The organism is Streptomyces sp. Alt3 (assembly GCF_030719215.1).
Taxonomy (GTDB): Bacteria; Actinomycetota; Actinomycetes; order Streptomycetales; family Streptomycetaceae; genus Streptomyces; species Streptomyces glycanivorans.
The window spans coordinates 6,803,363-6,829,668 of sequence record NZ_CP120983.1 but is presented as its reverse complement, the minus strand read 5'-3'; the positions used below and the strand labels follow the sequence as shown (position 1 = coordinate 6,829,668).

General features: G+C 67.4%; 22 protein-coding genes and 3 pseudogenes. 15 read left to right on the top strand and 10 right to left on the bottom strand.

The annotated features are described in order from the left end of the window. Positions 1–3: 3 nt before the first annotated feature. From P8A20_RS30215 to P8A20_RS38965, 3 genes and pseudogenes are all read right to left on the bottom strand, one after another. Positions 4–891, bottom strand: a complete 888-nt coding sequence (locus tag P8A20_RS30215) for a phosphotransferase family protein (RefSeq protein WP_306104583.1) — start codon at positions 889–891, stop codon at positions 4–6. Continuing rightward, positions 888–1,691, bottom strand: coding sequence for an NsdA family TPR-like regulatory protein (locus P8A20_RS30210; RefSeq protein WP_511104025.1), 804 nt, complete (start codon positions 1,689–1,691; stop codon positions 888–890). Before P8A20_RS30210 ends, P8A20_RS30215 begins: the two co-directional genes overlap by 4 nt. A 439-nt stretch (positions 1,692–2,130) precedes the next feature. Continuing rightward, positions 2,131–2,280: pseudogene (locus tag P8A20_RS38965) on the bottom strand (helix-turn-helix domain-containing protein); the annotation flags it as partial. 175 nt (positions 2,281–2,455) lie between these two features. Between P8A20_RS38965 and P8A20_RS30200 the strand changes: the two are divergent. The 14 genes from P8A20_RS30200 to P8A20_RS30140 all read left to right on the top strand — a co-directional run bounded on the left by P8A20_RS30200 (position 2,456) and on the right by P8A20_RS30140 (position 17,411). After that, on the top strand, positions 2,456–2,929 hold the full coding sequence (locus P8A20_RS30200; RefSeq protein WP_306104580.1) for an ATP-binding protein: 474 nt from the start codon (positions 2,456–2,458) through the stop codon (positions 2,927–2,929). 38 nt (positions 2,930–2,967) lie between these two features. Continuing rightward, complete coding sequence (locus tag P8A20_RS30195; RefSeq protein WP_306104579.1) at positions 2,968–3,420, top strand: DUF6415 family natural product biosynthesis protein; 453 nt, start codon at positions 2,968–2,970, stop codon at positions 3,418–3,420. Between the two features lie 130 nt (positions 3,421–3,550). Next, entirely contained in the window at positions 3,551–3,892 is a 342-nt protein-coding gene (locus P8A20_RS38805; protein ID WP_371934419.1) for a DUF6302 family protein, read from the top strand. Between the two features lie 44 nt (positions 3,893–3,936). Continuing rightward, positions 3,937–4,149 (top strand): DUF5999 family protein, encoded by a 213-nt coding sequence (locus tag P8A20_RS30190; RefSeq protein ID WP_266796420.1) that lies wholly within the window; start codon positions 3,937–3,939, stop codon positions 4,147–4,149. Between the two features lie 89 nt (positions 4,150–4,238). Continuing rightward, positions 4,239–4,811 (top strand): hypothetical protein, encoded by a 573-nt coding sequence (locus P8A20_RS30185; RefSeq protein WP_306104578.1) that lies wholly within the window; start codon positions 4,239–4,241, stop codon positions 4,809–4,811. 194 nt (positions 4,812–5,005) lie between these two features. Further along, the gene (gene fxlM / locus P8A20_RS30180) at positions 5,006–6,241 is read left to right on the top strand and encodes a methyltransferase, FxLD system (RefSeq protein ID WP_306104577.1); all 1,236 of its coding nucleotides are present in this window, start codon (positions 5,006–5,008) and stop codon (positions 6,239–6,241) included. A 59-nt stretch (positions 6,242–6,300) separates the two neighbouring features. Further along, positions 6,301–6,492: an FxLD family lanthipeptide gene (locus tag P8A20_RS30175; RefSeq protein ID WP_306104576.1), complete on the top strand. Its 192-nt coding sequence runs from the start codon at positions 6,301–6,303 to the stop codon at positions 6,490–6,492. 94 nt (positions 6,493–6,586) lie between these two features. Further along, positions 6,587–9,649, top strand: a complete 3,063-nt coding sequence (locus P8A20_RS30170) for a lantibiotic dehydratase (protein WP_306104575.1) — start codon at positions 6,587–6,589, stop codon at positions 9,647–9,649. Further along, on the top strand, positions 9,646–10,878 hold the full coding sequence (locus P8A20_RS30165; protein WP_306104574.1) for a lanthionine synthetase C family protein: 1,233 nt from the start codon (positions 9,646–9,648) through the stop codon (positions 10,876–10,878). The genes P8A20_RS30170 and P8A20_RS30165 overlap by 4 nt, the downstream gene beginning before the upstream one ends. Continuing rightward, positions 10,860–11,849, top strand: coding sequence for a thiopeptide-type bacteriocin biosynthesis protein (locus P8A20_RS30160; RefSeq protein WP_306104573.1), 990 nt, complete (start codon positions 10,860–10,862; stop codon positions 11,847–11,849). The genes P8A20_RS30165 and P8A20_RS30160 overlap by 19 nt, the downstream gene beginning before the upstream one ends. Before the next feature lie 319 nt (positions 11,850–12,168). Beyond that, entirely contained in the window at positions 12,169–13,077 is a 909-nt protein-coding gene (locus tag P8A20_RS30155; RefSeq protein ID WP_306104572.1) for a hypothetical protein, read from the top strand. After that, a complete protein-coding gene (locus P8A20_RS30150; protein ID WP_306104571.1) occupies positions 13,074–14,300 on the top strand; it encodes a hypothetical protein in 1,227 nt (408 codons plus the stop codon). The genes P8A20_RS30155 and P8A20_RS30150 overlap by 4 nt, the downstream gene beginning before the upstream one ends. Continuing rightward, the gene (locus P8A20_RS30145) at positions 14,297–16,072 is read left to right on the top strand and encodes an Hsp70 family protein (protein WP_306104570.1); all 1,776 of its coding nucleotides are present in this window, start codon (positions 14,297–14,299) and stop codon (positions 16,070–16,072) included. The genes P8A20_RS30150 and P8A20_RS30145 overlap by 4 nt, the downstream gene beginning before the upstream one ends. A 1-nt stretch (position 16,073) precedes the next feature. Next, complete coding sequence (locus P8A20_RS30140) at positions 16,074–17,411, top strand: hypothetical protein (RefSeq protein WP_306104569.1); 1,338 nt, start codon at positions 16,074–16,076, stop codon at positions 17,409–17,411. 25 nt (positions 17,412–17,436) lie between these two features. Here P8A20_RS30140 and P8A20_RS30135 read toward each other — a convergent pair. The 7 genes and pseudogenes from P8A20_RS30135 to P8A20_RS30105 all read right to left on the bottom strand — a co-directional run. Further along, a pseudogene (locus P8A20_RS30135) lies at positions 17,437–17,676 on the bottom strand (transposase); the annotation flags it as partial. A gap of 208 nt (positions 17,677–17,884) precedes the next feature. After that, positions 17,885–18,235 carry a hypothetical protein gene (locus P8A20_RS30130; protein WP_266412414.1) on the bottom strand — a complete coding sequence of 117 codons (351 nt, stop codon included), beginning with the start codon at positions 18,233–18,235 and terminating at the stop codon, positions 17,885–17,887. Further along, the gene (locus tag P8A20_RS30125; protein WP_306104568.1) at positions 18,232–19,398 is read right to left on the bottom strand and encodes a TRAFAC clade GTPase domain-containing protein; all 1,167 of its coding nucleotides are present in this window, start codon (positions 19,396–19,398) and stop codon (positions 18,232–18,234) included. The genes P8A20_RS30130 and P8A20_RS30125 overlap by 4 nt, the downstream gene beginning before the upstream one ends. A gap of 56 nt (positions 19,399–19,454) precedes the next feature. Then, positions 19,455–19,949, bottom strand: coding sequence for a hypothetical protein (locus tag P8A20_RS30120; protein ID WP_306104567.1), 495 nt, complete (start codon positions 19,947–19,949; stop codon positions 19,455–19,457). A 246-nt stretch (positions 19,950–20,195) separates the two neighbouring features. After that, positions 20,196–22,775: a GmrSD restriction endonuclease domain-containing protein gene (locus P8A20_RS30115; protein ID WP_306104566.1), complete on the bottom strand. Its 2,580-nt coding sequence runs from the start codon at positions 22,773–22,775 to the stop codon at positions 20,196–20,198. A gap of 221 nt (positions 22,776–22,996) precedes the next feature. Beyond that, a complete protein-coding gene (locus tag P8A20_RS30110) occupies positions 22,997–23,221 on the bottom strand; it encodes a hypothetical protein (RefSeq protein ID WP_306104565.1) in 225 nt (74 codons plus the stop codon). 246 nt (positions 23,222–23,467) lie between these two features. Next, positions 23,468–24,885, bottom strand: a pseudogene (locus tag P8A20_RS30105) (TIGR04141 family sporadically distributed protein). A 263-nt stretch (positions 24,886–25,148) separates the two neighbouring features. Here P8A20_RS30105 and P8A20_RS30100 point away from each other — a divergent pair. Next, on the top strand, positions 25,149–26,147 hold the full coding sequence (locus tag P8A20_RS30100; protein ID WP_306104564.1) for a hypothetical protein: 999 nt from the start codon (positions 25,149–25,151) through the stop codon (positions 26,145–26,147). Positions 26,148–26,306: the final 159 nt, after the last annotated feature.

Here is a 26,306-nt window from a genome sequence, read left to right as displayed (position 1 = left end):
TGATCAGAGGATTCCCGTCCACGTCCACGGCCTCGGACCGGATCGACCGCGCAGGCAGTCGATCCGGTACTGCGCTTGGCTGATCCATTCTTCGTTGCCGGCCGCGTGCTGAGCTGCGTACGTCGTCATCCGCAGCTCCCGAGCGCGCGCGAGGATGGGATAGCCCTCCCACGCCGTGACGTCGTGGCCGTAGGTCGCGCAGAACTGGTCGTACTCGCGCATGGTGACCGCGCCCGTGGTCTTCGCGCGCACTGCGGTGGATACGAGATCCCACTCCGGAGGCCCCACGGAGAAGCGCTCCAGGTCCATCATCAGGACCCCGTCGGCCGTGCGGACGAAGTTGCCGGGCCAGGCGTCGCCGTGCACAGCCCGGTCGGGTAGGCCGGCCGGCCGCTCGGCCCAGGCCGCTGCGAGGTCGCGGTGGAGTCCGTGCAGCCACTCTTTGTCGTCTTCGCGGATCGTCGTGGCTGCTTGGAGTCGTTCGCCGACCCGGACGAAGGGATCGAGGTACCCCAGCTCTATGCCCGGCATGGGCAGGGAGTGGAGCTGCGCGAGGAGTTGAGCGACGTCTTGAACGGAGCCGTGCTCCTGCGGTGGGAGTTCCACCCAGAAGGTCACTGGCCTACCGCCCACCTCGACCGGCTGCTCCACGTCGACCAGGCGAACAGCCGCGATGGTCTCCCGGGCGAGCCAACGCGCGACGCGCACCTCACGGGCCGCCGCAGCGCTCTGGCCCGCCCGTGATATCCGTACGATCACCTGCCTGCCCGGTAGCCGCCATACCTGGTTCTCGGCCAGCCGTAGCGGTTCCGCCCCGGCGGATTCCAGTCCGACCACGGAACATGCCTGCTCCAGGACGTGACGCGCAGGGGCGGCTGCCGCAGAAGTCATGCGGAAACCGTAGCGGCGATCCGATCGCGCAGCCCGAGAGCCTCTTGGACCGTCTGATGCTTCGCGGCGAAGCGACCGAGCTGTCGTAGGTCGTCGGCAGCGCGGCGGGAGGTGAGCCGGCCTACCTCGTCCAGGGCCTCGTGGCCGAGTGCCGCCGCCTGGCGGGGGTCACCCTTGGCCATGATCAGGGAGGCCAGTTTGGTGCGCGAGATCGCACGGGACCGCTTGTAGGCGTCGGTGTGCCCCTTCACTGCGGTGCCGAATCGGCGGGCTGCCCGGCCCGGGTCCTGTCCAGCGAGGATGGCAAGATCGAACAGGGCGTGGGCTGTGTCCCCGTTGTGCTGCGCCTCGTCGTAATAGGCCATCCACGGCGCCTCTTCGGCAGGCCGGGCCCGGGCGAACGCTTCATCCGCGGCGCCGACGGCCGCCATGGTGTCGCGCACGTTACCCATTTTCCCGAAAGCCCTGGCCCGTGCCGTGTGAAGCATCGCCTGCTCTGTCGCGGACAACCGGTCGGCGCGTACGAGTCCCTTCTCGGCGTAGGTCAGGCCGTCGTCGGGGGCTCCGATCCATACGGCCTGCCGGGCGAGGAACGAGTACGTCTTGGCCCGTAGATGCCAGTCGCCGGCCTCCTCGGCGCAGTCCGCTGCGAACCGGAACGTCTGGGTGGCGTCATCGTGGTGGTAGGCGTCGAACGCGGAGGCACCCACCACGATCCCGAGTCGCGACACAGAGGCGAACAGTTCGGTTCGCAGGTGCTCGGGGCACTGGGCCTGTAGGAGGCCGGCCGACCACTGCATCGCTCGGCCGGCTGACGTCACGCACCATGCCCCCGCCACCCAGCTCGTTGTCCATGCCGCTGATGGCGGTGGCTGCGGCCAGGACCTGGTCGACGTGGCCGAGGTTGACGTTCGCCGGGAGAGTCAGCTCGGTGGGGGCGAAGATCTCGGTGAGGTCGAGGGGCGCGATGGCGGCGAGGCCACCGAGCTGGAGGAACGAGCGTCGAATCACGGGCTCATGGCTCCCAGGGCGAAGAGTCGGTTCGTCTCTGCCCAGGATGCGGCCTGCCGGCACCTGAGCGGACCTCTCCCCACTTCCCGTGGATATCTTATCGGCATCAGCGCGCTTTCTGTCGGCATCGCGGTTACCGAAGGCCATCGGCCACGCCCGGTCGAACAGCCCTCCCGTACGGAGGACATCATCGAGCCGTTGAGCCACGTCGCGTCGGCAGCTTGGATATTTCCCCTTCTCGATCGACAAGATCATGTCGTCGCTGACCTGCACCAACCGCCCCAGTGCCTTGGCCGACAGCCCTTGCTCCAGGCGCAGGTTGCGCAGCTCGTTGCCGAACCACTCCTGGGGGGAGGCGCCCGGATCGAGCTGCTTCATTGGCTGCGGCATGTTCTGTCCCCGAAGTCGTTGATGCCGAACTTCTCATCTGTCGGCATCAGGCTCTGCACGCTCTCGGTGCGCTCTGCCTAAATGGTTGCTGACCGGTTCCAGTCCAGTACACACCGCAACCCACCCCTGCTGAAGGGGTTCTGGCAGAACGGAGGAAGCAGCAATGGACCTGCTCATCGGCACCCGCGATCGGGACGCTTCTGTTCGAGCCACGTCCAGAAGCGTGGGCGGTCAACTCGACATGAATTTCGAAGTCCGGGCCGAAGATCTGGGAACCGTCAGGGGCATCGTCGCAGCGCACCTTTGCTGGTGGCGCGTCGACGACAGCACTGCGCACCGCATGCTGACCGTGGTCAACGAACTGATCACCAACGTCTTGCAGCACACGGTGGCGGACACCGATGGATACCGGATGGCCAGCCTGCTCCTCCAGAAGGTGCCGGACGGAGTCACCGCCGTCGTCCGCGACCAGGACCCTTGCCCGCCCGTATACGCGTCTCCGGACCCCCTGGCCGAGGAGGGGCGCGGGCTGTTGTTGCTACGGGCTCTGGCCGACGACACGTCCGTATCCGTGACCCCAAGGGGCAAGGACGTGTGGGTCTTCATCGGAACCCCGGAAACCCCCGAACACTTCTAACCCTCACGGCCGGCACTTGGCCCTCTACAGGAGTTCCGATGTCCCTCACCGCTCTGGTTCCGGAGAACGACGTGGTTCCTCCGCCGGCCGACGAGCCAAGCATCCCGCAGTGGACACCTCCACTCGATACAGAGGGCTTGAGGTCCGTCCTGGAGCGGATCAAGGACTGGAGTCCGCTCGATGTCGAGGAAGTCTTCGACGACCTCGACATGGCAATCGGCAATCAGCTGCCGTCGGTCACGACGACCGATGCCTTGATCGACCGCCTCCGCAGCCACTTGAAGCAGCTCAGCGACATCGCCCTCGCGGACGAGCAGTTTCCGCCCACCCGGGTGATGGTCCAGCTCGTTGAAAGAGGGCTCCCCCTGAGGGGCGAGCGAACGCCGGCCGCACACCAGCAGGCTGTCGGCCTTGCTCGTCGCCTGGCCTTCGTGACCTCCGACCTGGTCGAAGAGCTGATCGAAGCCCGCTACATCACGGAAGCGGAGTGATGCACAACCCAAGCGCCGGCAGACACCCGCCCGTGACCGCCACGGCGGCAGCCCATCCGCGGGACGCGTACGACTTCGACTACTACGAGCAGCGCATCTCCGACACCTGGCTCTTGGAGAGAGCGTCGCTGTGCGCACCCTGCGTACGCCCTTCCTCGCGGTCCCCGCCGGGGGCACGCGGCGAGGCGGGTACTACCCGGTGTCGTGCTTCTGCTTCGGGCTCAAGGTCCGTGACCTTCTCCTTGAGCAGCCCGGCTTCCCCAACCCTCGCTTGCGGTTGTCGTCCTGTCCGGACACTGGTCCCGTTGTCGAGTGGGGCGAGAGGCCACCGATGCTCTGGGGCGACCGCAGCGTCACCGCCCTCGGTCGCTTCTACGGCTACAGCGAGGCAGCCATCGCCGACTTCGTGCAGCGGCACCACACGACTCCCTCTTCGGCAATCTCCGTTCCGTGTTCCCCCACGGCCCTGTAGTTCGCCGAAGAGGGCCCGACTTCCCACCCGAGAGGACGAGCACCATGTGTGCGCACAACCCGCCGTGCCCCGTGGCCGAGGCTCCCGACAGGGAGGCCGCGCAACCTCTCAGGCACCGCCCTGAGCAGGGCTGGAGCCTGCTGTGCAACGGGGTGCTTCTCTTCGAGGACACCGGGGAACTTCTCCCCGACGGCCGTGTCATCGCCCCGCACCGGCCCCTCGGCGCTCCTCTCGACACGGCGGGGGCAGCCTCGTGAAGCGGGCCGGCGCAGCGTCGGGACTCGTCCCCTACATCACCTCACGGGAGGGCGAGTACGGCGCACCGGAATCGGACCTAACGCTCAGCATGAACGCCTTCGGCTCCGTGCGTCTCGCCTATCGCAACGAGACACCGGCAGACCGTGGCCCGCACGGTGAGCTGTGGGCGCGGTGCTCCCAGTCGGTCGATGCTTCCGGGAGCCCGGCGGGCAAACCGCAGTGGCGCTTGGTCAATCCAGCCCGGCAGTTGGCGTGCATGCGGCAGCTTCGTTGCCAGATCGGCTTCTGTACGGCCGAGACCGACCGGGGGTACGTCTTCCTGGCCGGGTCTGCGGAGGGCGCGGCGCATCGGGGCGGTGAGCCGGTGCGGACGGCGCAGCCGCCGGTGTGTCTTAAGCATGTGCGGCCTGCCATCGAATTGTGTCCGCATCTGCGGAAGGGGCACGTCGCCTTCCGTGCGCGGGCGACGTCGCTCTGGGGTGTTGTCGGTTCCCGGTATCGCCTCTCCGCCCTCGGCTTGGAACCGCTTCCTGCCGAGCACGACGATGCGCCCGTGCCGTACGGGCATCCCCAGGTGGGCTGGTTCCTGGCGAGCCAACTCGTACGCGAGCTGCGGGACTACGAGGTCGTCAACCTGGACGATCTTGTGCCCGCCACGTAGACGGTCGCCCGGCGGCCCTGAGTGGTACAGACAGGACCGCCGGGCGGCTCACCACCGGCACCAAATCCCCCGGGCGCCCTCCACAACCTTGGGCGCGCGCTCCGACAAGAAGGAGGCCGTTCACCGGCAGCCCCCGTCCCACCGGCACGCGGTGCCGGCCTGTCTCCCCAAACACGTACGACCGGAGGAAGTTCATGACGAACACGACCGTCGAGCCCGACGAGGCGACCCGCCTGCGAAACAAGGTGGTGGACGAGCTGTGCGCGGACGGCAACATCTCTTCGCCGGAGACCGAAGCGGCCATGCGCAAGGTGCCCCGGCACGAGTTCACCCCCAACACCCCGCTGGACAAGGCGTACGACACGTACGCCGCCGTGATCACCAAGACGGACGAGCACGGTGTGCAGCTCAGCTCCGTCTCCGCCCCGCAGATCCAGGCCATGATGCTGGAGCAGGCCCAGGTGAAGCCTGGCATGCGGGTGTTGGAGATCGGCTCGGGCGGGCTGAACGCGGCCTACCTCGCCGAGCTCGTCGGCGAGGACGGCGAAGTCGTCACCGTGGACATCGACCCCGTCGTCGCCGACCGCGCGCGCCGGCTCCTGGACGAGCACGGTTACGGCCGCGTCCACGTCGTCACCGCTGATGCCGCCGAGCCCGTTCCTGGCCTCGGTGAGGTCGATGTCGTGATGGTGACCGCCGGAGCCTGGGACATCTCCCCGGCGTGGACCGCACAGCTCAAGCAGGGTGGCCGGCTCTTGGTGCCGTTGCGGATGCGGGGCTTGACCCGGTCGGTCGCCTTCATCCAGGTCACGGGCGAGCACGGCCCCTACTTGGAGAGCGAGTCAGCGCGGATCTGCGGCTTCGTCCCGATGCAGGGCTCGACCGCCCACCGGGAAGAGCTTCTCCTGGTCAACGGCACCCCGGAGATCGGGCTCAAGTTCGACGACGGCCTGCCGGCCGACCCGCACCGGCTGGACAACGCCGTCACGACACCGCGCCACGAGCTGTGGACCGGTGTCACCGTTCGTCTCCAGGAACTCATCGACACCCTGCAGATGGCGATGGCGATCAGCCTGCCGGGCTTCTGCACAATGGCCGTCGACGAAGACCTGGACACGGGCCTGGTCGCCCCCGTGAACAAGCGGTTCGTCCTCGCCGCCGTCGAGGACGACACCTTCGCCTACCTCGTCACCCGCCGCACCGAGGGCAACAAGCACATCGAGTACGGCGTGCACGCCCTCGGCCCGAACGCGCAGCAGCTCGCCGACAAGATCGCCGACGTTCTCCGCGACTGGGAGGCCAACCGGCGCGGCGGCCCCAGCCCGGCCATCCGGGTCTATCCGGCAGGTACCCCCGATAACCAGATTCCTGGCGGCCGGGTCATCGACAAGGTGCACAGCCGGATCTCGCTCTCCTGGCCCTCGGCGTAACACCGGGAGCCAGGTAGTCCCGCACCATCCGAACCATCCGCACAAGAGGAAGGCACATCATGACGAGCACCACTCTGGCCCCGCCCACCCCGCTGGCCGGCCTGGACGACGACTTCGCGCCCCTGGACGTGAAGGTCATCATCGCCGAGCACGCGTACGGCAAGCTCATGTGCTCCACGGGCGACGGCTGTGGCAGCACCTGCGCGACCGGCGCCTCCGCCTGCGCCTCCTTCACCGAGGACCCGGCCTGATCCAGGCCGTCCCTCGCCGGTGGGCCGGGCGAAGCGCTTCGCCCGGCCCACCGGCCCCTCTCCCCTCCCCCGCGCCGCCTGACGGAAGGGCCTCATGGCTTCCCGAGCAGTCGCTGGCTACCAGTGGCAGGGCGTGGCGATGCTGCGCGCCACCACCGGCCCCGGACCGGCAGACATCCCCCGTACCCTCGACCTGGACGACGTGGCCGTCACCCGCGGATGGCTGAACGGCATCTGGCAGCGCGAGGACTTCCGCAGCGCGCTGGAACTGGCCACCCCCGCCCTGTCCGACGCCATCGAGGCAGTCGTACGCGGCCGGCAGGCCGAGCCCCGTCACGTGCGCCGCACCGCGCTGTCGACGGCCGCCTACCTCCTACGGTGGCAGCACCGCCCGACCCCGCTCGGTCTGTTCGCCGGCACCGCCCCGGTGTCCGTCGGGCCCCGGGCCGGCGTGCGGTGGCGCGACAAGCACCGCGCGGTGATCCGGCCGGACGCCGAATGGGTCACCGACATGATCCTGCGTCTCCAGCGCACCCCCGCGTTACTGAAGCGGTTACCGCTCGTCGCCAACAACGCCGCTCACACCCGCGGCGACCGGCTCGTGGCGCCGGGCCCGCCGTCCGACGGCCACTCCGTCCTCCTGGCCCCCGTCGAGGTGTCCGTCCGCAACGCCCGACCGGTGGCCGCCGCGATGGATGCGGCCCGCGCCCCCATCCCGTACGCCGAACTCCACAACCACCTGCGCGCCGGCTTCCCGCAGGCCACCGCCGACAAGATCGACGCTCTCCTCCTGGGCCTGGTCGAGCAGCAGTTCCTCATCACCAGCCTGTGGGCGCCCATGACCACCGTGGACGCCTTCCAGCACCTGTGCCGCGAACTGGACCGGCACCAGGCGGACACCATCCCGGAGGTGCGGGGCCTGGTCCACGCGCTGTACGCGCTGCGCGACGACGTGTCCTCCCACCAGCCGACACTCTCCGACACCAACGTGAACGCCCTCGTTACGCGGATGCGCGCCCTCACCCCCGTCACCCCGACGCCGCTGCTCATCGACACCGTCCTCGACTGCAAGACCCAGCTCCCGCAGGCCGTGATCGCGGAAGTGCAAGCAGCCGTGTCGGCCCTGTACCGGACCACCCCGCAGCCCTACGGCTACCAGCACTGGCGCGACTACCACCGCCGGTTCCGGGCCCGGTACGGCGTCGGCGCCTTGGTGCCGGTGATGGACCTGGTCGCCGACAGCGGCCTGGGCCTGCCCGCCGGATACCTCGGCTCCGAACGCGGCGCCGCCCCGAAACTCCGCACCGACCGGGACGAGCTGCTGCTCGCCCTGATGCAGCAGGTCCTCCTGGACGGCCGCGACGAACTCCGACTCACAGACGACATAGTCGACGCCCTGGAGAAGGCCACCGGAAGCGACGAGCGGCTGTTCGTGCCCCGGGTGGAGACCGCCTTCGAAATCCACTCCCCCAGCACCACAGCTCTGTCCCGCGGCTCCTTCGACGTCCTCCTCACCGCGGCGCCTCGCCCCGGCAGCAGCATGGCTGGCCGGTTCGCCCACATCCTGCCGCCCGACCAGCAGGACGCACTCGCCGCCACGTACCACGGGGCGCCGGACGTCCTTACCGCGCAGCTCGTGTTCCCGCCGCGCCGGCACCGCAACGAGAACGTCACCCGTACTCCGCGATTGCTGCCGCACGTCATCGAGCTGTCCGGCCACCGGGAAGCGGACGAGACGACGATCCATCTCACCGACATCGCCGTCACCGCGGACCCTCGCAGCTTCTACCTCGTGCAGCTCTCCACCGGCCGGCGCATCGACGTACGGGTGCTGCACGCCCTGGAAGGCGGCACCCAGACACCGCCTCTGGCCCGGTTCCTCGCCGAGGTGGCCAACGGACGGTTCGCCGCCTACAAGCCGTTCAACTTCGGCGCCGGCTCTCGGCTCCCGTACCTGCCGCGGGTGCGCTACCGCCGCACCATCCTCGCCCAGGCCCGTTGGTTACTCATGGCCGACGACCTGCCCGGCCGCAAAGCCACGACCCAGGAGTGGGAGCACGCCTTCGACACCTGGCGAAACCGCCTACGGGGGCCCATGAAGGCGGCCATGATCGAGTACGACCAGCGCCTGCCCCTCGACCTGTCCCATCCGGTCCACCGCCGGGTCCTGCGCGCGCACCTCGACAGCACCCGACGTCTGGAGCTGCGCGAGGTCCCGGACGGCGACTCCCACGGCTGGATCGGGCGTGCGCACGAAATCTGGCTCTCCCTGGGCCAGACCTCCGACACGACCGATATACCCCGCCCCCAGCTCACCACCTCGTCTCACCCCGAGCGACACCTCCCGGGCGCCAGCAACGTACTCCACGCTCAGCTCCACGCCCACCCACGCCGCTACGACGAGATCCTGAGCCGCCACCTGCCCAGCCTTCTCTCCACGTTCGGCGAGCAGCCGCCGACCTGGTGGTTCACCCGGCACCGGGAGATGGCCCGGCCGGACGCGGACCAACACCTGGACCTCACGCTGCACCTGCCGCCGGACGCGTACGGCACCGCCGCCCAGCACATCCGTACCTGGGCGGACAACCTGCACGGGCTCGGTCTGGCGTCCGGCCTCACCCTGGCTCCCTACCAGCCGCAGACCGGGCGCTTCGGCGGCGAGGCGGCCATGGACGCCGCGCACCAGGTGTTCGCGACGGACTCCGCCGCCGCCCTTGCGCAGATCCAGCTCACCGAGCACAGCGACACGTTCGGCCCGCAGGCCCTCGCCGCGGCCAGTGCTCTGCGCCTCGTCATCCCCCTGGCGCAGAACACCGCCGCAGTTGAGGAGTGGTTGGTGCGCAACCTCCCCCAGAGCAAAGGGCCACTGAACCGAGCCCTGCGGAGCCAGGTGCTCGAGCTCGCCGCACCGTCCGGCACTTCCGCGCTCACCGCACTTCCCGGCGGCTCCCAGGTCGCCGAAGCGTGGCGGGACCGCGCCGCCGCCGTGGACACCTACCGGCGCACCTTGACCGGCCAGCGTGATCCGCTCGACGTCACCCGCTCGCTACTGCACCAGCACCACGTCCGGGCACTGGGCGTCGACCCGCGCACCGAGGAGGTCACGATCCGGCTCGTACGAACCGTGGCCCTTCAGCACCGGATGGCAGCCCGATGACCGCGCCGACCGCCAGCCCCTCGGCATTCCTGGAGCAGTACACCGTCCAACTCGCAGAACCGGCTCCTGCGCCCCCGGACGAGCCCTGGGCGGTGCAGTCCCTCGCCGACGGCGCCGCCGGAGTCAGCCTGCTGCACATCGAGATGGCCGGCCGTCACGGCGGTTCCTGGCGCTCCGCCCACCGGTGGATCACCGCCGCAGCCACGGGACACATCAGCGCGGCCGACACCACCGGCCTGTTCCTCGGCGCCCCCGCCATCGGCTTCGTCCTCACCACCGTTCCGCCGCCCTTTCAACACCTGTACAACCCTGCGCGCAGAACGCTCCACCAGCACATCACTGCTCTCACCCACCGCCGCGTCGATGCCGCGCTCACCCGCATCCGCAACGGCGACCTGCCCACCTTCGCCGAGTACGACCTCTTCTACGGCCTGACCGGCATCGGTGCCTACCTACTGCGCGCAGACCCCGGGGGGATCGCCCTGGAACGCGTCCTGCGATACCTCGTCGCCCTGACCCGCCCGCTCGCCCCTGCCGGTCGTGGGCTGCCCGGCTGGTGGGTCCGCCACGACCCGGCACGCGGCGACTCCCCCCACTTCCCGGGCGGCCACGCCAACTTCGGTGCCGCCCACGGAATCACCGGCCCACTCCTTCTCCTGGCCCAGGCAATGCGTCGCGGCATCACCGTCGACGGCCACCGGGAGGCCATGTGGGCCATCTGCGAGCACCTTGACGTCTGGTGCCAGCTCAGTCCCTCCGGTCCCTGGTGGCCCGAGCACATCTCGCGCCGTGACTTCGACCGCGGACGCCCTCACCATGACGCCCCCGCCCGGCCGAGCTGGTGCTACGGAACCACGGGCATCGCACGGGCCGGGCAACTCGCCGGACTCGCCCTGCGCGCCCCCGACCTCCGGGCGTTCTACGAGGACGCCCTGTACCGCACCCTGACCGACCCCGAACAGCTCGCCCACGTCACCGACTCGGGTCTGTGCCACGGCTGGGCAGGCATCTACCAGACCGCCACCCGCGCCGCCGCCGACGCCCTCGACCACCGACTTCAGACCCTCACGAAGCGCCTCGGCGACACCCTCGTCGCACGAGCCCAACCGGGCAGCCACCCCACGACCGGGCTGATCAACGGCGACGCCGGCACCGCGCTCGCCCTCACCACCTATGCCGCACAGCAGGCCCCGATCACCGGATGGGACTCATGTCTCCTGATCAACTGACCCAGACGGAGCCGAGCCCGATTCAGAACGCGGTCCTCGCCGTCCTCACCGGACTACCGATCGCCGACGCCGCGCACCGGTACGGGATGGACACCGTGGCCCTGTCCAGCGCCGTCAAGGTTTACGACCAGGCCGGCCGGGAGGCCCTTGACCGTCGCTCCGCCACCACCGACTGGTGGCACGCATACCTCCACTTCACCGACTGGGCGAACGCCGGCACCACCTTCACCACACACGTGCTACCTGTCCTACGAGTCGCTGAAGCCGCCGGCGCCATCAACGGCTGGTGGTACACACGCAAGCACCCCTGCTGGCGCCTGCGTCTGCGCGTACGGCCCACAATCGGGGCCAAGTTGACCGTCGGCAACGACTTTGACCGCCTCGTCACCGACGGGCAGCTCCAACGATGGTGGCCCGGCATCTACGAACCGGAGACCGCGGCATTCGGAGGGGCAGCCGGCATGACAGCCGCGCACGCCCTCTTCATCACCGACAGCCGCGAGGCACAGCGGCTTCGGCAGCGCGGCGATCTGGCCGTGGGATCACGCGAGTTGTCCGTCCTCCTCTGCACACTCATGATGCGCGCGGCCAAACTGGAGTGGTACGAGCAAGGGGATGTCTGGCACCGCGTCATCACGGAAGAACACCGCTCGGCCATCAACGACGTCCCGACCACCAGCCTCGACGCCCGCGCCCGGGAGATCCGGCCCCTGCTCTTCGCCGACACCAACGCCCTGCTGCGCCCCGGCGGACTGCTGGAGCCCGTCGACGAGTGGGCCACCGCCTTCCGCGACGCGGGGAAGGCGCTCGGCCACGCCGTCCAGGACGGAACCCTCGACCGCGGGCTACGGCAGGTGCTCAGCTACCACGTGATCTTCCACTGGAACCGCCTCGGACTGTCCATGCGGGGACAGAGCATCCTGGCCTGGGCGGCCAGGGCAGCGATCCTCCACGGAGAGAACGGGGCGTGACCCGCTACGAACAGAGCCTTTTACCTCGCAAAGTCCCTGCGCTCCGACTAGCCTTCCTAAGGCGTAGGGGACGCGGATCAGGCAGCGACAGGTGGGGTTCGTGGGGTTCTGGCACACCGGCTACATGGAGTTCCATGAGCCAACCGGATTCGAGTCGGTCGGACTGCCAGCCCCGCCAAAGCCCCCTGATTTTCCCTGCACTGAGTGTGGACTCGTCTTCTCGTCCGAGCGCGCCCGCCGAGCGCACCACTTCGACGGTCATGCGACTAAGCGGCCTACCCTCCTCTTCAGGGGACGAGAGTGCGGGCGCACGCGCTTGATGGTCACGAGCTCCAGTGGCTTCGCCGATTGGGTGACTTCGGATGTCGAATCCATCACCGTCAACGGCCGCGAGACCTCGACATCTGAGGCCGCCGGCTACCTTGCCTCGGTGAAGGTTGGCGTCCAGACAGTGGCAGTTTTCAATGGCCCGCTGGAGCGAACGTTCGAGTTCGATTTCTGCCTTGCAGAGGAAGAGGACCTCTGCCTCGTCGACCAGGCCTTGGAGAAGCTCATCTCCAGTCGCGAGTTGAGTCGCAACGCAATCGACACCTTCATCATGCGTGCCGGCCGCGGGGTGACGGCCCGCCGTTACCGCGAAGGTCTGGCGGCATACCTGTACGGCGTGCTTGCGCGGGAGGCGGTCGAGGACCCCGGCCGGGTAGATGCGTCGGGTGCGCCGCTGTACGAGCAGCGGTACAACGGTGCTGTCTCTCTGCTGTCGACCTTTGACCGGTCCGCGGCGGAGGCGATCTGCGGTTTGGTCGCGTTGCACTACAACCAGTTCGAACTCGCCGTGCGCAAGACCAACAGCCACCGCGTCTCCGATGTTGCGGCGCGGTTCCGATCCCTCCTCGCAGGCGGCGACTTCGTCACGACAAGTCTGGCCGACCGGTCGCACGGAAGCCTCGATCAGGCGTTGAGTGACTCCGTTACCGAGGACCTCCTGGACGTCGGTGCAACGGCTTTGGACGGGACCCAGTCACCCGTGGTTACCCAACTGTTGCCCTTGCTGGGCGAGCTCCGGCCCCAGGACCAGTTCAAGGTCCGGCTCATCGCCGCTGAGGCGCTGCTCGCTGCGGGAGACACCGAGGGCGCATCACGACAGGGCGAGGCGCTCAGGCACTCTAATGAGACCGGCGCCTGGTACGCAGGATTTCGGACCCGACTGCAAGAGGTAGGACGTTGAGCAACGAGACCATTCCAGAGCCCGGCGCGGAGTCGGGGCCGAGCGCCCCCGCGCCGGCAACCGCTACCGGCGACGGCACGGCCTCGGCCGCACCTACTGACAATGCGCCGACGGCATCCGTTGTGGAAGAGGGCTCGCATCGGGCCACATCCAAGACGAAGACAAAGCCGGTCATTACCTCGATCGGCGACCTGCTGACGTTCGCCTACAAGTCGAACGCTCGACTGCTTGACCTCCCAAAGGAGACCCTCAAGAAGCTGGCGATCACCGACGAGGGCATCGCATCAGAGAGTGCGCTGGTCGCGGATCTCGCGCCGACGGACCCAACGTTGTCGGCCCCGTTCAAGCTGCTTCAGTATGTGGCGCGCCAGGGGATCCCGCTCAAACGCGCCGAGAATGGTGACCTCGCACCGGCGTTGAACCGGCTCTTTGACCTCGCGGTAGTCGCACTGGGCCACAGCCCGGTGTTCCGGGTCTGGGTGAACCAGCTGGTCGATCCCCGTAGGGGTCCGCAGCTCTCGACCGAACACCTTCGCAGCATGGCCCGGCAGGTCTGCGCCGACGATCTTGGGCTGTCCCCGGAGCAGTTCAAGACCGCTGACAGTGAGCGCCTCGTCAAGAATGCGATCGCGTGCTACGGCCTCCTCCGCGTGCTCCAGCGTGAGTGGACCCTGGATCAGTTCCTCGATGCGTCGTACGGCTCTGTCTGGAGGTACGAGGCCCCGGAGGTAACAGGGCTAGAGCGAGCCGCCAGCGAGGTTGTGGCAAGCCGCGATCTCGACGTGCTCGGGATCGTCGGCGAGAACTACCTGGCCCGGCTCGCCCGCTTGGAGTATCAGGTCACACAACTCGAGCATGAGGCTGGCGCTGCTCGGAATCGCGAGACTCGGCTCCGCAGTGAGCTTTCGGCCGTCGAGGAGCGCGAGCAATCTGCGATGGCTCGCGCCGACGCGTTCTCTGCCGACGTGGTGCGACTACAAAAGGAGCTCGCGGCTGAGCGCGATAACAGAGTGGTCGACAAGAGCCACATGACGGACGACTACGAAACGCTGCGAACGCGCATCATCCGGCGTCTCGGGGGTGAGATCGATCTGCTTACCGATGGCCTGCACGCACTCCGGAACGGTGCGCCCAACGTCGCGGAGGAGTTCCTCGACCGTTCCCTGCTTGCCCTCACCCGTGAGGTCGAGCAGCTGAAGAACGCGTCCGGAGGCTTCGCATGATCGTCGGGTTCGACTTCGGAACGACCAACAGTCTGGTTTCGGTAGTAGTTGGTGACCGCGTGATCGACGTGATGGACGTCGAGACTGGCCGACCACATCCCTCGATCGTCCGGTACGAAGGCGAGCAGGTAGTCGTCGGCCGCGAAGCCAAGGACGCGTTGGGTGCGGCGGGCATCGGGGTGCACGGCAACACGGTGAAATCGCCAAAATTTCTCCTCGGCGAGGAAGTAATCGCCGTCGGAGGCGTCGACCGGAGCCCGGTGGACATCGTTGCGGACGTCGTGCGGCACGTCCGATCGGAGTCCCTGCGCAGTCCGCAGCGGAAGGTGCTTGGCAGCCTCGACAGCGCTGTGGTCACGATCCCCGTGACCATGAATGGGCACCGACGCGCGGCCCTGCGAGAGGCGTTCGCCGGGGCCGGGATGCGTGTAGCCCAGTTCGTCCACGAGCCGCTAGCCGCCTTGTATGGGTTCATCCGGGGAGCAAACGACCCAGAGGAGATGGCGCGGCGGCTTGCACGACGAAACGTTCTGGTTGTCGACTGGGGCGGCGGAACGCTGGACCTGACTCTCTGCCGGGTCGACGAAGAACAGGTGAGACAACTTCGCAACGGTGGCTCGGCCCAGGTCGGCGGCGACGAGTTCGACAGGGTGATTCGCGACGAGGTCGTAAAGCGCGTTCGGGCTCGCGGCAGTGCCACTGACCGTGACCTTGCGATCCCTGAGGCTGAACTCCGGCTCCTCCAGGACGCGGAACGGAACAAGATCGAGCTATCGGCGGACCGCGTTGATGTGACATTCTACCGGCCAAGTTATTTCCAATCAGGGGCCACGTTGCAGTACCAGCTCACACGTCAGGAGCTGGAAGAGATCACACGGCCACTCGTGACGGCAGGTATTGATGAGATCGAGTCGCTGCTCGGCAGCTTGTCGATGGCACCCGGCCAGGTCTCGCTAGTCGTCGTGGTCGGCGGGATGGCGGCCATGCCCGCGATTCGAAGCCGGCTGTACGAGTTGTTTGGTCCGGACCGAGTTGAGGTGCCGACGAACAGTGCCACATTGATCTCACAAGGGGCTGCGTGGATTGCACATGACCAGCAGAGGCTCCGACTGGCAAAGCCCGTCGAGCTCGAGCTCGCCCGTGGGTCTTTGATGCCGCTCCTCGCCGCGGGCACAGAAATGCCTCTCGGTGGAGAGGCCAAGCACGAAACTCTCCACCTGTACTGCGCGGATCCGACGGACGGGAAGGCTAAATTCCCGATCGCCACTCCGACCGCCTTGTCATCGCATCCGCAGGCGAGCGAGCGTCGAACGTCGCTGGGAATGATCACAATCGGCGTCGATGAGGCCGCGCCGCCACTTCATGAGCGCCTCGAACTGAAGGTTCTTCTCGACGACGACTTGGTGTTGTCGGTCGAGGCGTCATCGAGCCAGAAGCACGATCGAGTCAAGGCGTCGTACTACGACCTGGAGTTCGGCCTTGGCCTCCCGGCTTCTGCTATGCCCGGAGGTGGTGCCGCAGACCCAAAAGCACCTGAGGAGTCCATAGTCGTGCCACAGGCAGGACTGGTCGTCCGTGCGAATGTGGCGAGGTACACGGACAAGGCGGCTATTCCCGGCGACGTGCTATATCGGCACAACTCAGGGGCATTCGCCCGGCACGTGCGCGACGGAGCGACAGAAGCCCAGGTGCGGGAACACCTGTACTACCAGCCGTGCTCCGTCTGCAAGCGCCAGTGGGGGCACCCGAAGTGCCGATGCGGATCGGCGTGACATGGCGAGCGCCAAGGCACTCGTGCGAGTCCTTGACCACGGAACGGAAGTCGAGTCGGGAGTCCGCCGTCCGATTCGTCTGACCCCCGATGGATATGCGGGCGTCGCGTACGCGGGCGCCGTCTACCCACTCCGGCAGGGCGATCTCATCGACTTGGGCGGATCGAGCTGGGAACTTGCGGACTGCAATCGTTTCCTGTTCGCCGGAGCAGAGGTTCCGTACGCTCCCCTTGTCGATGAACCGCTGGAGAAGGCCGGCGGTTTCGACGTCGAGTGGCACCTCGAGACCAATCAGTACGGGCATTACGTCGTCTTCAACGCGCCAGAGCGCGTCGCCAGCAGTTTGGTGTCAGCACTTGAGGGCGCAGATCTCAGCGTCCAGCGCTGGGACGTAAGCCATCGTCCAGCAGCCGACGGCAATTTCTACGACTGGTTCGCGCGTCTTCGGTTCAAGGGCAGCCAGGCCGAAGCACTTGCGCTCGTCGGGGCTGTCATCGCGCCGCCGTCGTCTCTTGCGCCGACGGTGCCAGTCACGGATCCGACTACCGCTCGACTCGCTGATGCAGAGGCGCGAATCGAGGAACTGCTCAACCAGCTTTACGTCGCGACACGGAAGGGCGAGGCAGCTGAACGTGAGCTCGCGCAGCTCCGTCACGATCTCGCGAACGTTGAAGCGAGCGAGCATCGATATCGAGAATCCGTTGCCCTTGCAGAACGCCATCATGCAGATCTACACGAGCAACTCTCCGTGCTCCGACAAGGCCTGGGAGGCCTGACTGACGCGGCGGAGCTGGTAAGGAGCCTCGCTGACGCCGAGGAGCTTCGAGAACTAGCTCTTGCCGAGAACTCCTTGCTGCTGGAGCGTGTGCGAGCGGCCGAATCGGAAGTCACAGAAAGCGGAGCACGCGCTGGCGGCTTGGCGGCGCAGGTAGACGCACTCCTTGGAAGGGTGTCGGAACTTGAGGCGCTGGAGACTGAGCGACTTCGCGCCGCGACCGCGCAACGGCCTCGGCGAGGCGGTGTCATTGAATTCCTGCCTCAGGCGTTCAGCCGCCTCGAGTTCGTTCTCGATGCAGTCGACGTGATCGCCAACCTCGACTCGCCGGCGTCCACGATGAGAGCACTAGCTGAGATCGACTCTGGGCGCCTTTTTGGAAAGGACCTTGATGGAATGAGTGGCTGGTTCGAGGTGACGAAATTGGCAACGGGCATCGCGGGAAGCGAGCGACTTGGCCGCATCTACTACAAGCCTGACGGCCGTAGAGTGCTTGTCAGTGTGCACATAAAACAGGACGACAAACAGCAGCGACACCACATCGAGAGGCTACGAGCCTTCTAACCCCTGGTCGGCCTCAAACAGTTCATGCTTTCGTCCAATCGGTGAACCGGCGGTGAGCCGTAGCCCCCGACGGACCGAGCGATGCGGAGGGAACCTGCTGCCACGTGCATCCCGATGTCGCCACGAACACGATCGCGGCCAGCACCTCACGGTGGCCGTGACGGCGCCGACCGCCACCCTGAGGCCGCGACGGCGCCTCCGGCACCACTCGCGGAAACAGCTCCCACAACTCCTCCGGCACCAGACGCTCAACAATCCCCACCATGGACAACAGGCTACCGAGTCAATTGAGATGACTTCTAACCACGTGTCAGAATGAAGCGACGTCGGCACCGCGATCGGAATAGGCCTCATCATCGCTCTCTGGGTAGCCGTGGACATCATTCTGGGCATCACCTACGGCGTCTACCGCCTCGCCCGCAGGCAGCGAGCGTGACGCGACTCACCGCCCGGCGGCAGCGGCAATTGTGTCGCTAAAGTCCCTCGCCGGGCGGGGGCGGCTCGGGCATTTCCCAGATGCGGCTGAATACGTCGGCAACCTGGGGCCAGACCAGCTGACGAGCACACTCGACCGAGTCCACCTCATTGGCCAAGGGCCCGAGGACAACGAACTCGTGGGGGATGATTCTGCCGGCCCTGTCCTTGCGTCCCAAGGGATCCGGGAAACGCAGCGCCCCCTTCTCGGCGACGCGCCACCAGACTTCCGGCTCGTCCCCGACATCCGAGAAGGCGTCGTCGTAGACCTGGAGTGGATCCCCGAATCCCCCGTCACGGAGAAACCGGAAACCCCAGGTCCGCCCACGCGTGGCCCAGATGAGGCTCACTTGACGCTCCTCAGAAAGACCTGCTCCTCTTCTCCCCTGTCCAGGTCCATCCGGAAGCGGGTCAACGTGGCGGTAAGATAGTTCTGTTTGGCCATCGCTTCGGAGTTGATGTTTTTGAGTTTATCCCCTGCCACCTTGGCCGCCTCGTTCAAGACTTCCTTCGAGAGCACGAGGCCGACGACGTTCCGCAAAAGACCTACCGCACCAGGCAGCTTGACCTTGCTACCGACCAGCGCAGCGGCCAAAGCTCCCGCCCCGCCCAGTAGACTCTCCGCTACCTTCACAGGGATTTGTTTCAACTGGGCCCATCGGACGTGGCGCTCGAATGGAAGCATGGCGGCCAGCGGGAGGATCAACTCCAGGCCGACGCGCTTGGTCACCTCAATCTTTTCTGCACCGAACTTCGCTGACGAAAGCAGCACGAAGTCCTCACCCACGGACAACGCGTCACTGGCCTCCACCAGCCCAGCGATCACCCCACGCAATTCGACTATGTCATCGCCGGCCTTCTCCACGAGGAGATCCCTGAAATTGAACACGTCCAGGTTCGGCAGCAGATCGGACTTTGACAGTGCCATGATCCAGATACGCGGAAATTCAACGAGAGGCTTGCCGTCCTTCAGTAGATCACTCTTGATCGACAGCAGTCCGTTACGGAAATTGGTCAGCAGCGACTTCAGGTACCGCTCTTCCTGTCCGGCGTTGTCCAGCAACCGCTGACCGTCCACCAGCAGGAGAGCGACATCAGAGCCCAGCAAGGACATGAACGTGTCGACTCTGCGTTGGGCCTCCTCCGGCCCACTCACGTCCTCCTCGAACCACTCACCCGGGTAATCGTGCCAGACAAGGCGCAGGGCGTCGAAAGGCCTGGCCTTATTGGCCTTGGCGTCGGACCCGTCCTTCAGCCTGACCGAGAAAGAATAGGACGTGGCGGAGAAACGGTTGGTTGCGGGCAGTCGCGCCGACTCCCTCATGCCAAGGTAGTTTCGATGCAGCCGAGTGCCCTGTCCCATTTCGTCCGCCACGACATGGAACAGACTCTTCTGCAGGTACTGAGGCTCCTGCGTCGCTCCATAGAAGGAGGAGAGCATGACGGTCTTCCCGCTGCCGCTCTCGCCGAACACTGCAATGTGCTGCTCCAGCGCTGCTTTCTTTACTTGCATATGCGGAGCATACTGAGGTTCCCCTCGCAGCGTGAAGACCGTGACTGCAGGGGAATTCAGAGCGTGCGTGTGCCGCTGACCGTTGCCAAAGGTCGCCAGCACCCCTGCCCACTCTCCTGAAGAAGAGCGTTGAGACGTGCCACTTGCTGCGGCGTGAGATAGGCCGTGTCGGGCTCGAGGTCGAGGGAGTAGTGGGCCTCGAACCACACGAGAACTTCCGGCCAGCTCCAGATCTTGGTGGCAGTCCGCCCCTGACCCACCTGGGCACGGGGAGCCGGGAACGGTTCACCCTGGGTACGCCTCTTCCCTGCTGCCCACAGGCTCACAGCTTCATGGCTCAGGCCGGCCCGCGCGGCGATGTCGGCAAGCGAGACGAACTGCTCGTCGACGCGCTCTACAGAGGCCTGTGGCAGCACGCGTCCGATGCGGACTGCTGCGGCCGCAACCGCAGCCACTGGATCGGACGACGTGGTGAAGAACGTGGCGACTACCTGTTCCCCGGTCGCGTGCCACGCGAAATCGGCCAGGCGAACAGCGAGCTGCTCGGCCATCCCGTCATCGTCGAGGTCAACCCCGCGGACGATCAGCGGAATGTGCCCATACTGCTTCTGACCTTGCCGTTTGCGTCGTAGCGCTTCATACGGAGCCAGATGATCTCCCTCTGGCGACGTAGGAGCGGGTTCGAGTCCAGGGCCCCGCATGAATGGTCGACGCACAGAGATAGAGCTCCGCATCTCAGCTCGAATACGCGACACCTCAACATGCGAGCCCACCAGTCCCGGGGCCGGATTCAGAGCTCAGGACATGTCCCTGCCGATCCAGCGGTCCCGGAACCAGGTCAGGGTCTCGGCCAGCGCGTCGCGGTTGCCGTCCTTCTCCAGCAAGGCCAACCGGAAGTTGGGACGCAAGTCCAGCTTCCCCTCCGGAATGTCGACGCCGTCCAAGCCGTTGACGCGGCCGAGGAGCTCCGCACGCAGCGGGCGGTCGGTGAAGGGCTCGCGGGTGGCGAGGTACTGGAAGACCACCTCCGCCGAACCACCGCGTCCGCCGCCGGGGTAGAGCACCAGCGGCCAGATCCCGGCGCCGGGGAGACCTGCCGCACCCAGCATCAGGAAGGCGCTGGTGGTGACCTGGCCGGCCCCATAGCCGACCCAGCCGCCCAGCTCCTCCCACCGGGCGAGGAGAGTACGCACCGCGCCCACGGTCTCGGGGGTGTCGTCCGCGGCGAGCTGGCGGAAGAACCGCTCGGCCCGGGTTTCTTCCTCTGGCTCCGCTCCGTCGCGCCCCGCCGCCACCGCGCCCTCCGAAGACTGCTCCTGGTCGGGGTCGGCCAGCAGCAGTGCCAGGTCACTGCTGGTCAGTCGTTGGGCGGGGTCCGCAGCCCCGGTCTGGGTGAAGTGGATGCCGTCGGCGTTCAGTCGCGCCCGTACGTCCTCGCCCTCCGGCTGCGGGCCGGCCCAGCGGAAGCCGTCGGCGATCCGCCCCTCCGCATTGAGGACGCGGTAGGCCTGCACGACGCCTGCGGTCTGGGCGAGGTGGTTGCCCACCGCCTGGGCGCCGGAGCCGATGTACGCGGCGAGGTCGCCGTACGAGGTCCAGGTGCCGTGCGGCAGGGCGGCGAGGACCTGGTGGACGAGCTGCCAGTCGCGGCTCCGCTCGGCTCGGCCCACCCCGCGCAGCGGGGACGGCCAGAGCGCGAGCGCCCGTTCGGCCAACTCGTCGGCACGGGCGCCGATCTCGCGGGCACCCCAGCGGTCGGTGGCGGCGATGCGGCGGTTCATCTCCAGGTGGCTGCTGTGCAGCAGGTCCTGCTTGCGGTCGAAGGGGTGGTTGGAGAGCTCGGAGTTCTGAGCGGTGAGGGTCAGGTTGCCCAGGGTGTGCTGGAGTCGGGCGTGCACGTCCTGTGGGGTCTCGCCGTCGATGGCGTCCTCGGCGAGAACTTGGAGCCAGTCGTCGCCCGCCGACTGCGGCAGGACGTGCTCGATGGAGAGTTTCGCGGCGGCGAAGTCCACAGGCTCGGGGTGGTCGTAGCTCTCCTCCAGCCGCTGGAGGACCAGTTTGCGCTGCTCCGGCCGGCCGTACAGGTAGAAGGGCGCGGTCCTGAACTTCTCGCGCAGTTCGTCGTCGTCGGGCCAGTAGCGGTTGCTGGCGGAGAGGAGCTGGCGCAGGCCGTCGGCGACGGGGACGTCCAGCGGGAGCTGGGCGGGCACCGACTGGAAGATCCGGTTGAGGTTGTTCGGTGGTACGCGACACACGGTGCGGCGTACCAGGAAGCTCTCGATGTACGACAGGGCGCGGGCCGTCTCCGCCGAGTCGGTCTCTCCGCGTTCGCGCCGGTCGAGCAGCAGCATGAGCGCCGGGTACGTGGCGGCGGCCTCCCAGGCGTCGAGTCGGCGAAGGTGGGCACGGACGGCCGGATCGCCTTCCTCGTCGGGGCGGACCACCCTGCGGAAGTGCATGGACCGCCGGTGCAGTTCCTTCACGTACGCCTCGATGTCCGCCTCTCTGACCTCGGTCTGCTCGAAGCGGTGTTGCTGAGCCGCGTACAGGTCCTGGCGGCGGACCCGGTCGTCGCCGTCAAGCACAAGCTGCAGCCACATGAGCTGTTCGAGCTCTTTGTTGCTCAGGCTGGCCTGGAGCGGCAGCCAGTACGTCTCGTATACCAGTTCGCCACGGGTCGGCAGCCGCATGAAGAGGTAGTTGCGCAACAGGTCGGCCTGGCTGAGCTTGAGGCCGGTGTTGTTGAGGGACTCGAAGATGCGGTGAACGTTGTCACCGGCCTCGGCGGTCACCGCAACCAGGGTGAGCCGGGAGGTGATCGCCTGCTCGATCCGGAGGACGTCCTGCGGGTCGACGGGGTCCTCCGCCTCGACGAGCTTGCGGCGGAAGAAGCGGTAGGCGACCGACACGTTGTCCCCCGCCGCCTGCCACTCGTGGGTGCCGCGGATGTGCGCGGCGTAGTGCGGCCGGTCGGCCTGGGTGGGCAGGAGGCGGAACCGGTCGTTCTCGTTCTTCCGCTTGTTGATCAGGTATTCCTCGTCGATCCGCTCGGCCTCGTCCGGCCGGCTCTGGGCGAGGTGGTCCCGGATGGCGGCGAGTGCGAGGGAGATCGTGGTCAACCGCTGCTGGCCGTCGACCACCAGCCAGCGAGGGAACGTCGCCTCGTTCTGCGGGGACGGGGCCAGCACCACGGAGCCGAGGAAGTGCGCGCTCGCTTTCTCCCTGGTCTCCAGCAGGTCCACCTGATCGAGGATGTCGCTCCACAGCTGAGCCAGTTGTTTCTCTGTCCAGGAGTACGTCCGCTGGTAGAGCGGCACCTGGAACTGTTGAGCCCGCCCCTGCACGAGGTCGGCGAACAGCGTCTCTTTGGCCTGCACAGTGGTTCCCGCTCCCCTTGGATTCCCTCGACCCCGCACCCATACGCCCCGCACAATGGTGCCTGGAGGACCGACAATAGGGCGTGCCACCAACGCTCTTCCGCAAAACGATCGAGATCGGGCAACGAGACGTGGGAGCGGCGACGAGCAGGGCTCGGGCGTCGTGGTCGCGCGATAGGTCGGTCCCCGGCTCTGCGCTGGAAGGGACGGGGGATGGTCCGTCAGCGCCCTCCCTGCTGGGCGCGGCGCCGGGCCGAAGGCGCGGGCGCCGGTTGCGGGAGCTCGGGGTTGTCCTTCATCAAGTCCAGCAGCCGGAATGCGCGTTCGCTGGTCTCGCGGGATGCGCACAGCGCGGCCAGGAGCAAGACTCCGACAGTGGCCAGTCGGGCGGTGAACAGCACCGCGTCCATGTCGGTGTCCACTGCGTGCTGGTCTGTGGTCTTCATCGGCGTTCTTCCTCTCATTGAGCCGACGCCCGGCACGCCGGGCTTACGGGCTCAGGGTCTACGGTCGTCGAGCGTGAAGGGCCTCGCCGAGGCCGCGATCACTCCGTCCGGCTACGGTTCCGCTGGGGATCCCGGGGCCTATGCAGGGAGCTGTAAGAGGCCGGTCTGTGGTTCTTGCAACGGCGGGCTGTCACCTTCCGCCAGGGCGCGGTCTGCCGTCGGGTAGATCCCCGGGGCACTGCCTACCTACGCGGCGTCGGCAAGACCGCCGTCAGCGGCCGACCCGGCCGCGCTGATGCCCACGACCTCAAGCGAGACGCCGCGCGCGGCCAGCGCCTTCGCGGTCTGAGCGAGGGTGATCTGGGAGAAACCGAAGAGGGAATCAGGGGTGAGTTTCGCTCCGGTCTTCAGGTGGATGGCGAGGACGAGGCGCTTGGGGAGGAAGTCGTCGGGCAGCGTGCGCCGGCCGTCGCTCGCGGTGCGAACGCGCTGGGCGAAGTGCGCGCGGGCGACCGCGGAGTCGTACAGAACCTCGACGGCTACCCGGGCCTGGTTGTAGAGGTGGCTGAGGGCACCGGAGCCACGGGCCTGCTTGACGAGGACGAGCGTGTCGTCCTGCGTGAGGAAGTCGCAGATCTCGATCTGGTCGCTGGACTTCGCCGGGTTGGGAATGGTCTTGCAGTCGAGCACGACCCAGTCTTCCCAACCGACGGTCCGGGCCGTCTTCTTGTTGTAGGGCGTCTCCGACATTCCGCGAGGCCAGGCCGGCAGGACGACAGAAGGAACGGGAGCGAACAGCCGCTGCACCTCGGTGTGGAGGGAGGCGAGGTACGAGGCCCCGAACTCGTACCACTCGCCGTCCAGCAGGCAGAACACGTGGGAGCCGAGGGAGACGGTGGCCTCGATCCAGCGCAGGGTTCCGACGGTGGCGATCACGTCGTCCGGCGCGCTCCGCCTGCGGCGCTCCCGAAGGAGCTTGACGGTGCCGGACTTGAGGGCTTCGAGGCGGCTCCCGGAGGGGAGATACCGGACGCGGCCGAGCACGTAGCCGAGGTCGAACGCGTCCGACTCGAAGCTCCCGTCGCTGTTGATCCGCGTGCGGTAGGTGGCGGCCTCCGCGTCGTTGCGCAGGTGGTCGAAGGGCACGGTCTCGGCGATACGGCCGTCGGCGGGCAGGCCAAGCTGGTCGTCCAGCGCCGCTCGAGCTCGGTGAGGACGGTCACGTCCTTGACCGGGATGATGTGCTCGACGAACTCGAGGTCCTGATGCGGCAGGCGTTCGGTGCAGGTGCAGGCGCGGGCGAGCTGGCGGATGTCGGAGACCAGGTCCGCCGGCTCGACTCCAAGGGGCAGGCGCAGTCCGCAGCCGCCCAGCACAGTGAATCCTCCGGCCCTGCCCTTGAGGGTCCGCGTGAGCGGGGCGTCGTTGAGGTAGCCGCCGAGACTGCGCACGATCCGGGTGTGGTCGCCGAGGCCGAGCGTGGGCACGGGAGCACCGTTGGGAACAAGGGAGATGTCCGTACGAGCCTGACCGAGAATTCCGGAGACGGCACCGCGGACGAGGGTCGGGTCGATCTCCCGGATCGCGAAGGACAGGCCGAACCGCTTGTCCTTGAGCCGCTCGGGGATGAGCCGGTACCCCTGGTCACAGCCGATGGCGTACACCTGGCCGTCGACGGCGAGCAGCAGCAAGGCGGCGGTGCGACGTACAGCCTCGGGCCCGTGTGACCTCTCCGCGTGAGGGATGTCCGGCACCCCCGCAAGCACGTCACGTCCCGCAAGAGCTTCTCCGCGGAGCGTTGTCAGTGGCGGCGTCTACGCTGGCTGACAGCTGCCCGATGCCTCCCGAACACGGACGAAGCCTGCCCCACCAGGCGGCCGAACTCGGTGTGGAACCAGGGCCGGACACGCAAGATCGAGGAGGCACCATGCGGATCGACGAAGCGTTTGACGAGTTCCAGAGAAGTGTCAACGAGGACGTGGGCCAGACCCGGCTCGCCCGGGAGCGGCGCGATCTGTTCAAGAGGGCGCTGATCAGCGAGCCCGATGTCACCGAGGCGTTCGGCTCGGGTTCGCTCCGCCGCAGCACTCAGCTCAAGCCGATCAACGACGTCGACATCATCGCCGTCTACGACACCACCCAGCACCCCGACTGGGGTACTGCCGGTCTCAGCGCCGAGGACGCCCTGGACCACGCCCGTGGCCAGGTCAACCGGCTGCTGGGCAAGACCAACGGCAGCCACGGCAACGAAGTCCGGCTGGCGCTGCCGAGGAACCACGCGGTCAAGTGCTTCCTCGACGACCCCGACGACGAGAACGGCTTCACCGTCGACGTGATGCCGGCTCTCCGCCAGGCCGACGGCACCCTCCTCATCCCCGAGAAGCTCACCCAGAACTGGGTGCCCGCCGACCCGGAACACCTGATCGACCTCGTGGCCGATCGCCAGCGAGACTGGGAGCACTTCCGCCCACTGGTCCGCGTCCTGAAGCAGTGGCGCCACGACGTCGCCGTCACAGGACGGATCAAGTCGCTCGTCATCGAAGTCCTCGCTCTCGACTGCATGCCAACATCCGGTAACCGGCCCAGCGCACTGCGCGCCTTCTTCACCGCCTCGGCAGCACGCGTCAACGAGCGCGTGAAGGACCCGGCCGAGCTGTGCGGTGAGATCCAACCCGACCTCGACTACGACGGTCTGCAGGCCGCCCTTGCCGACGCCGCCGAGCTCGCCGACCGGGCGTGCGCGGCCGCCGCAGCTGGTGAGACCGATCAGGCCCTGCGACTGTGGCAGGAGATCCTGGGCGATTCCTTCCCCGCTCCCGCCGCGCCGACCAAGCCCGCGAACCCAGTGACCGGGGCCCCGGCCCTGATCACTGGCACGCCCGCGCTCATCACTCCTCGGCCGATCAAAGACGCCCCCCAGGGATGACGACCGCCCCCGGCCCTCAGCGGTCCTCTCAGCCGGCCCCCGTCACGTGGTGGGCTTGTGAGCCACACCGTTTCGAGCGGGACCAGCGCGAGATCACCACCGCCTTCCCCGACCTTGCCTACGACGGCGATGGTGCCGGGAGCTGGCACGGCACGCTGC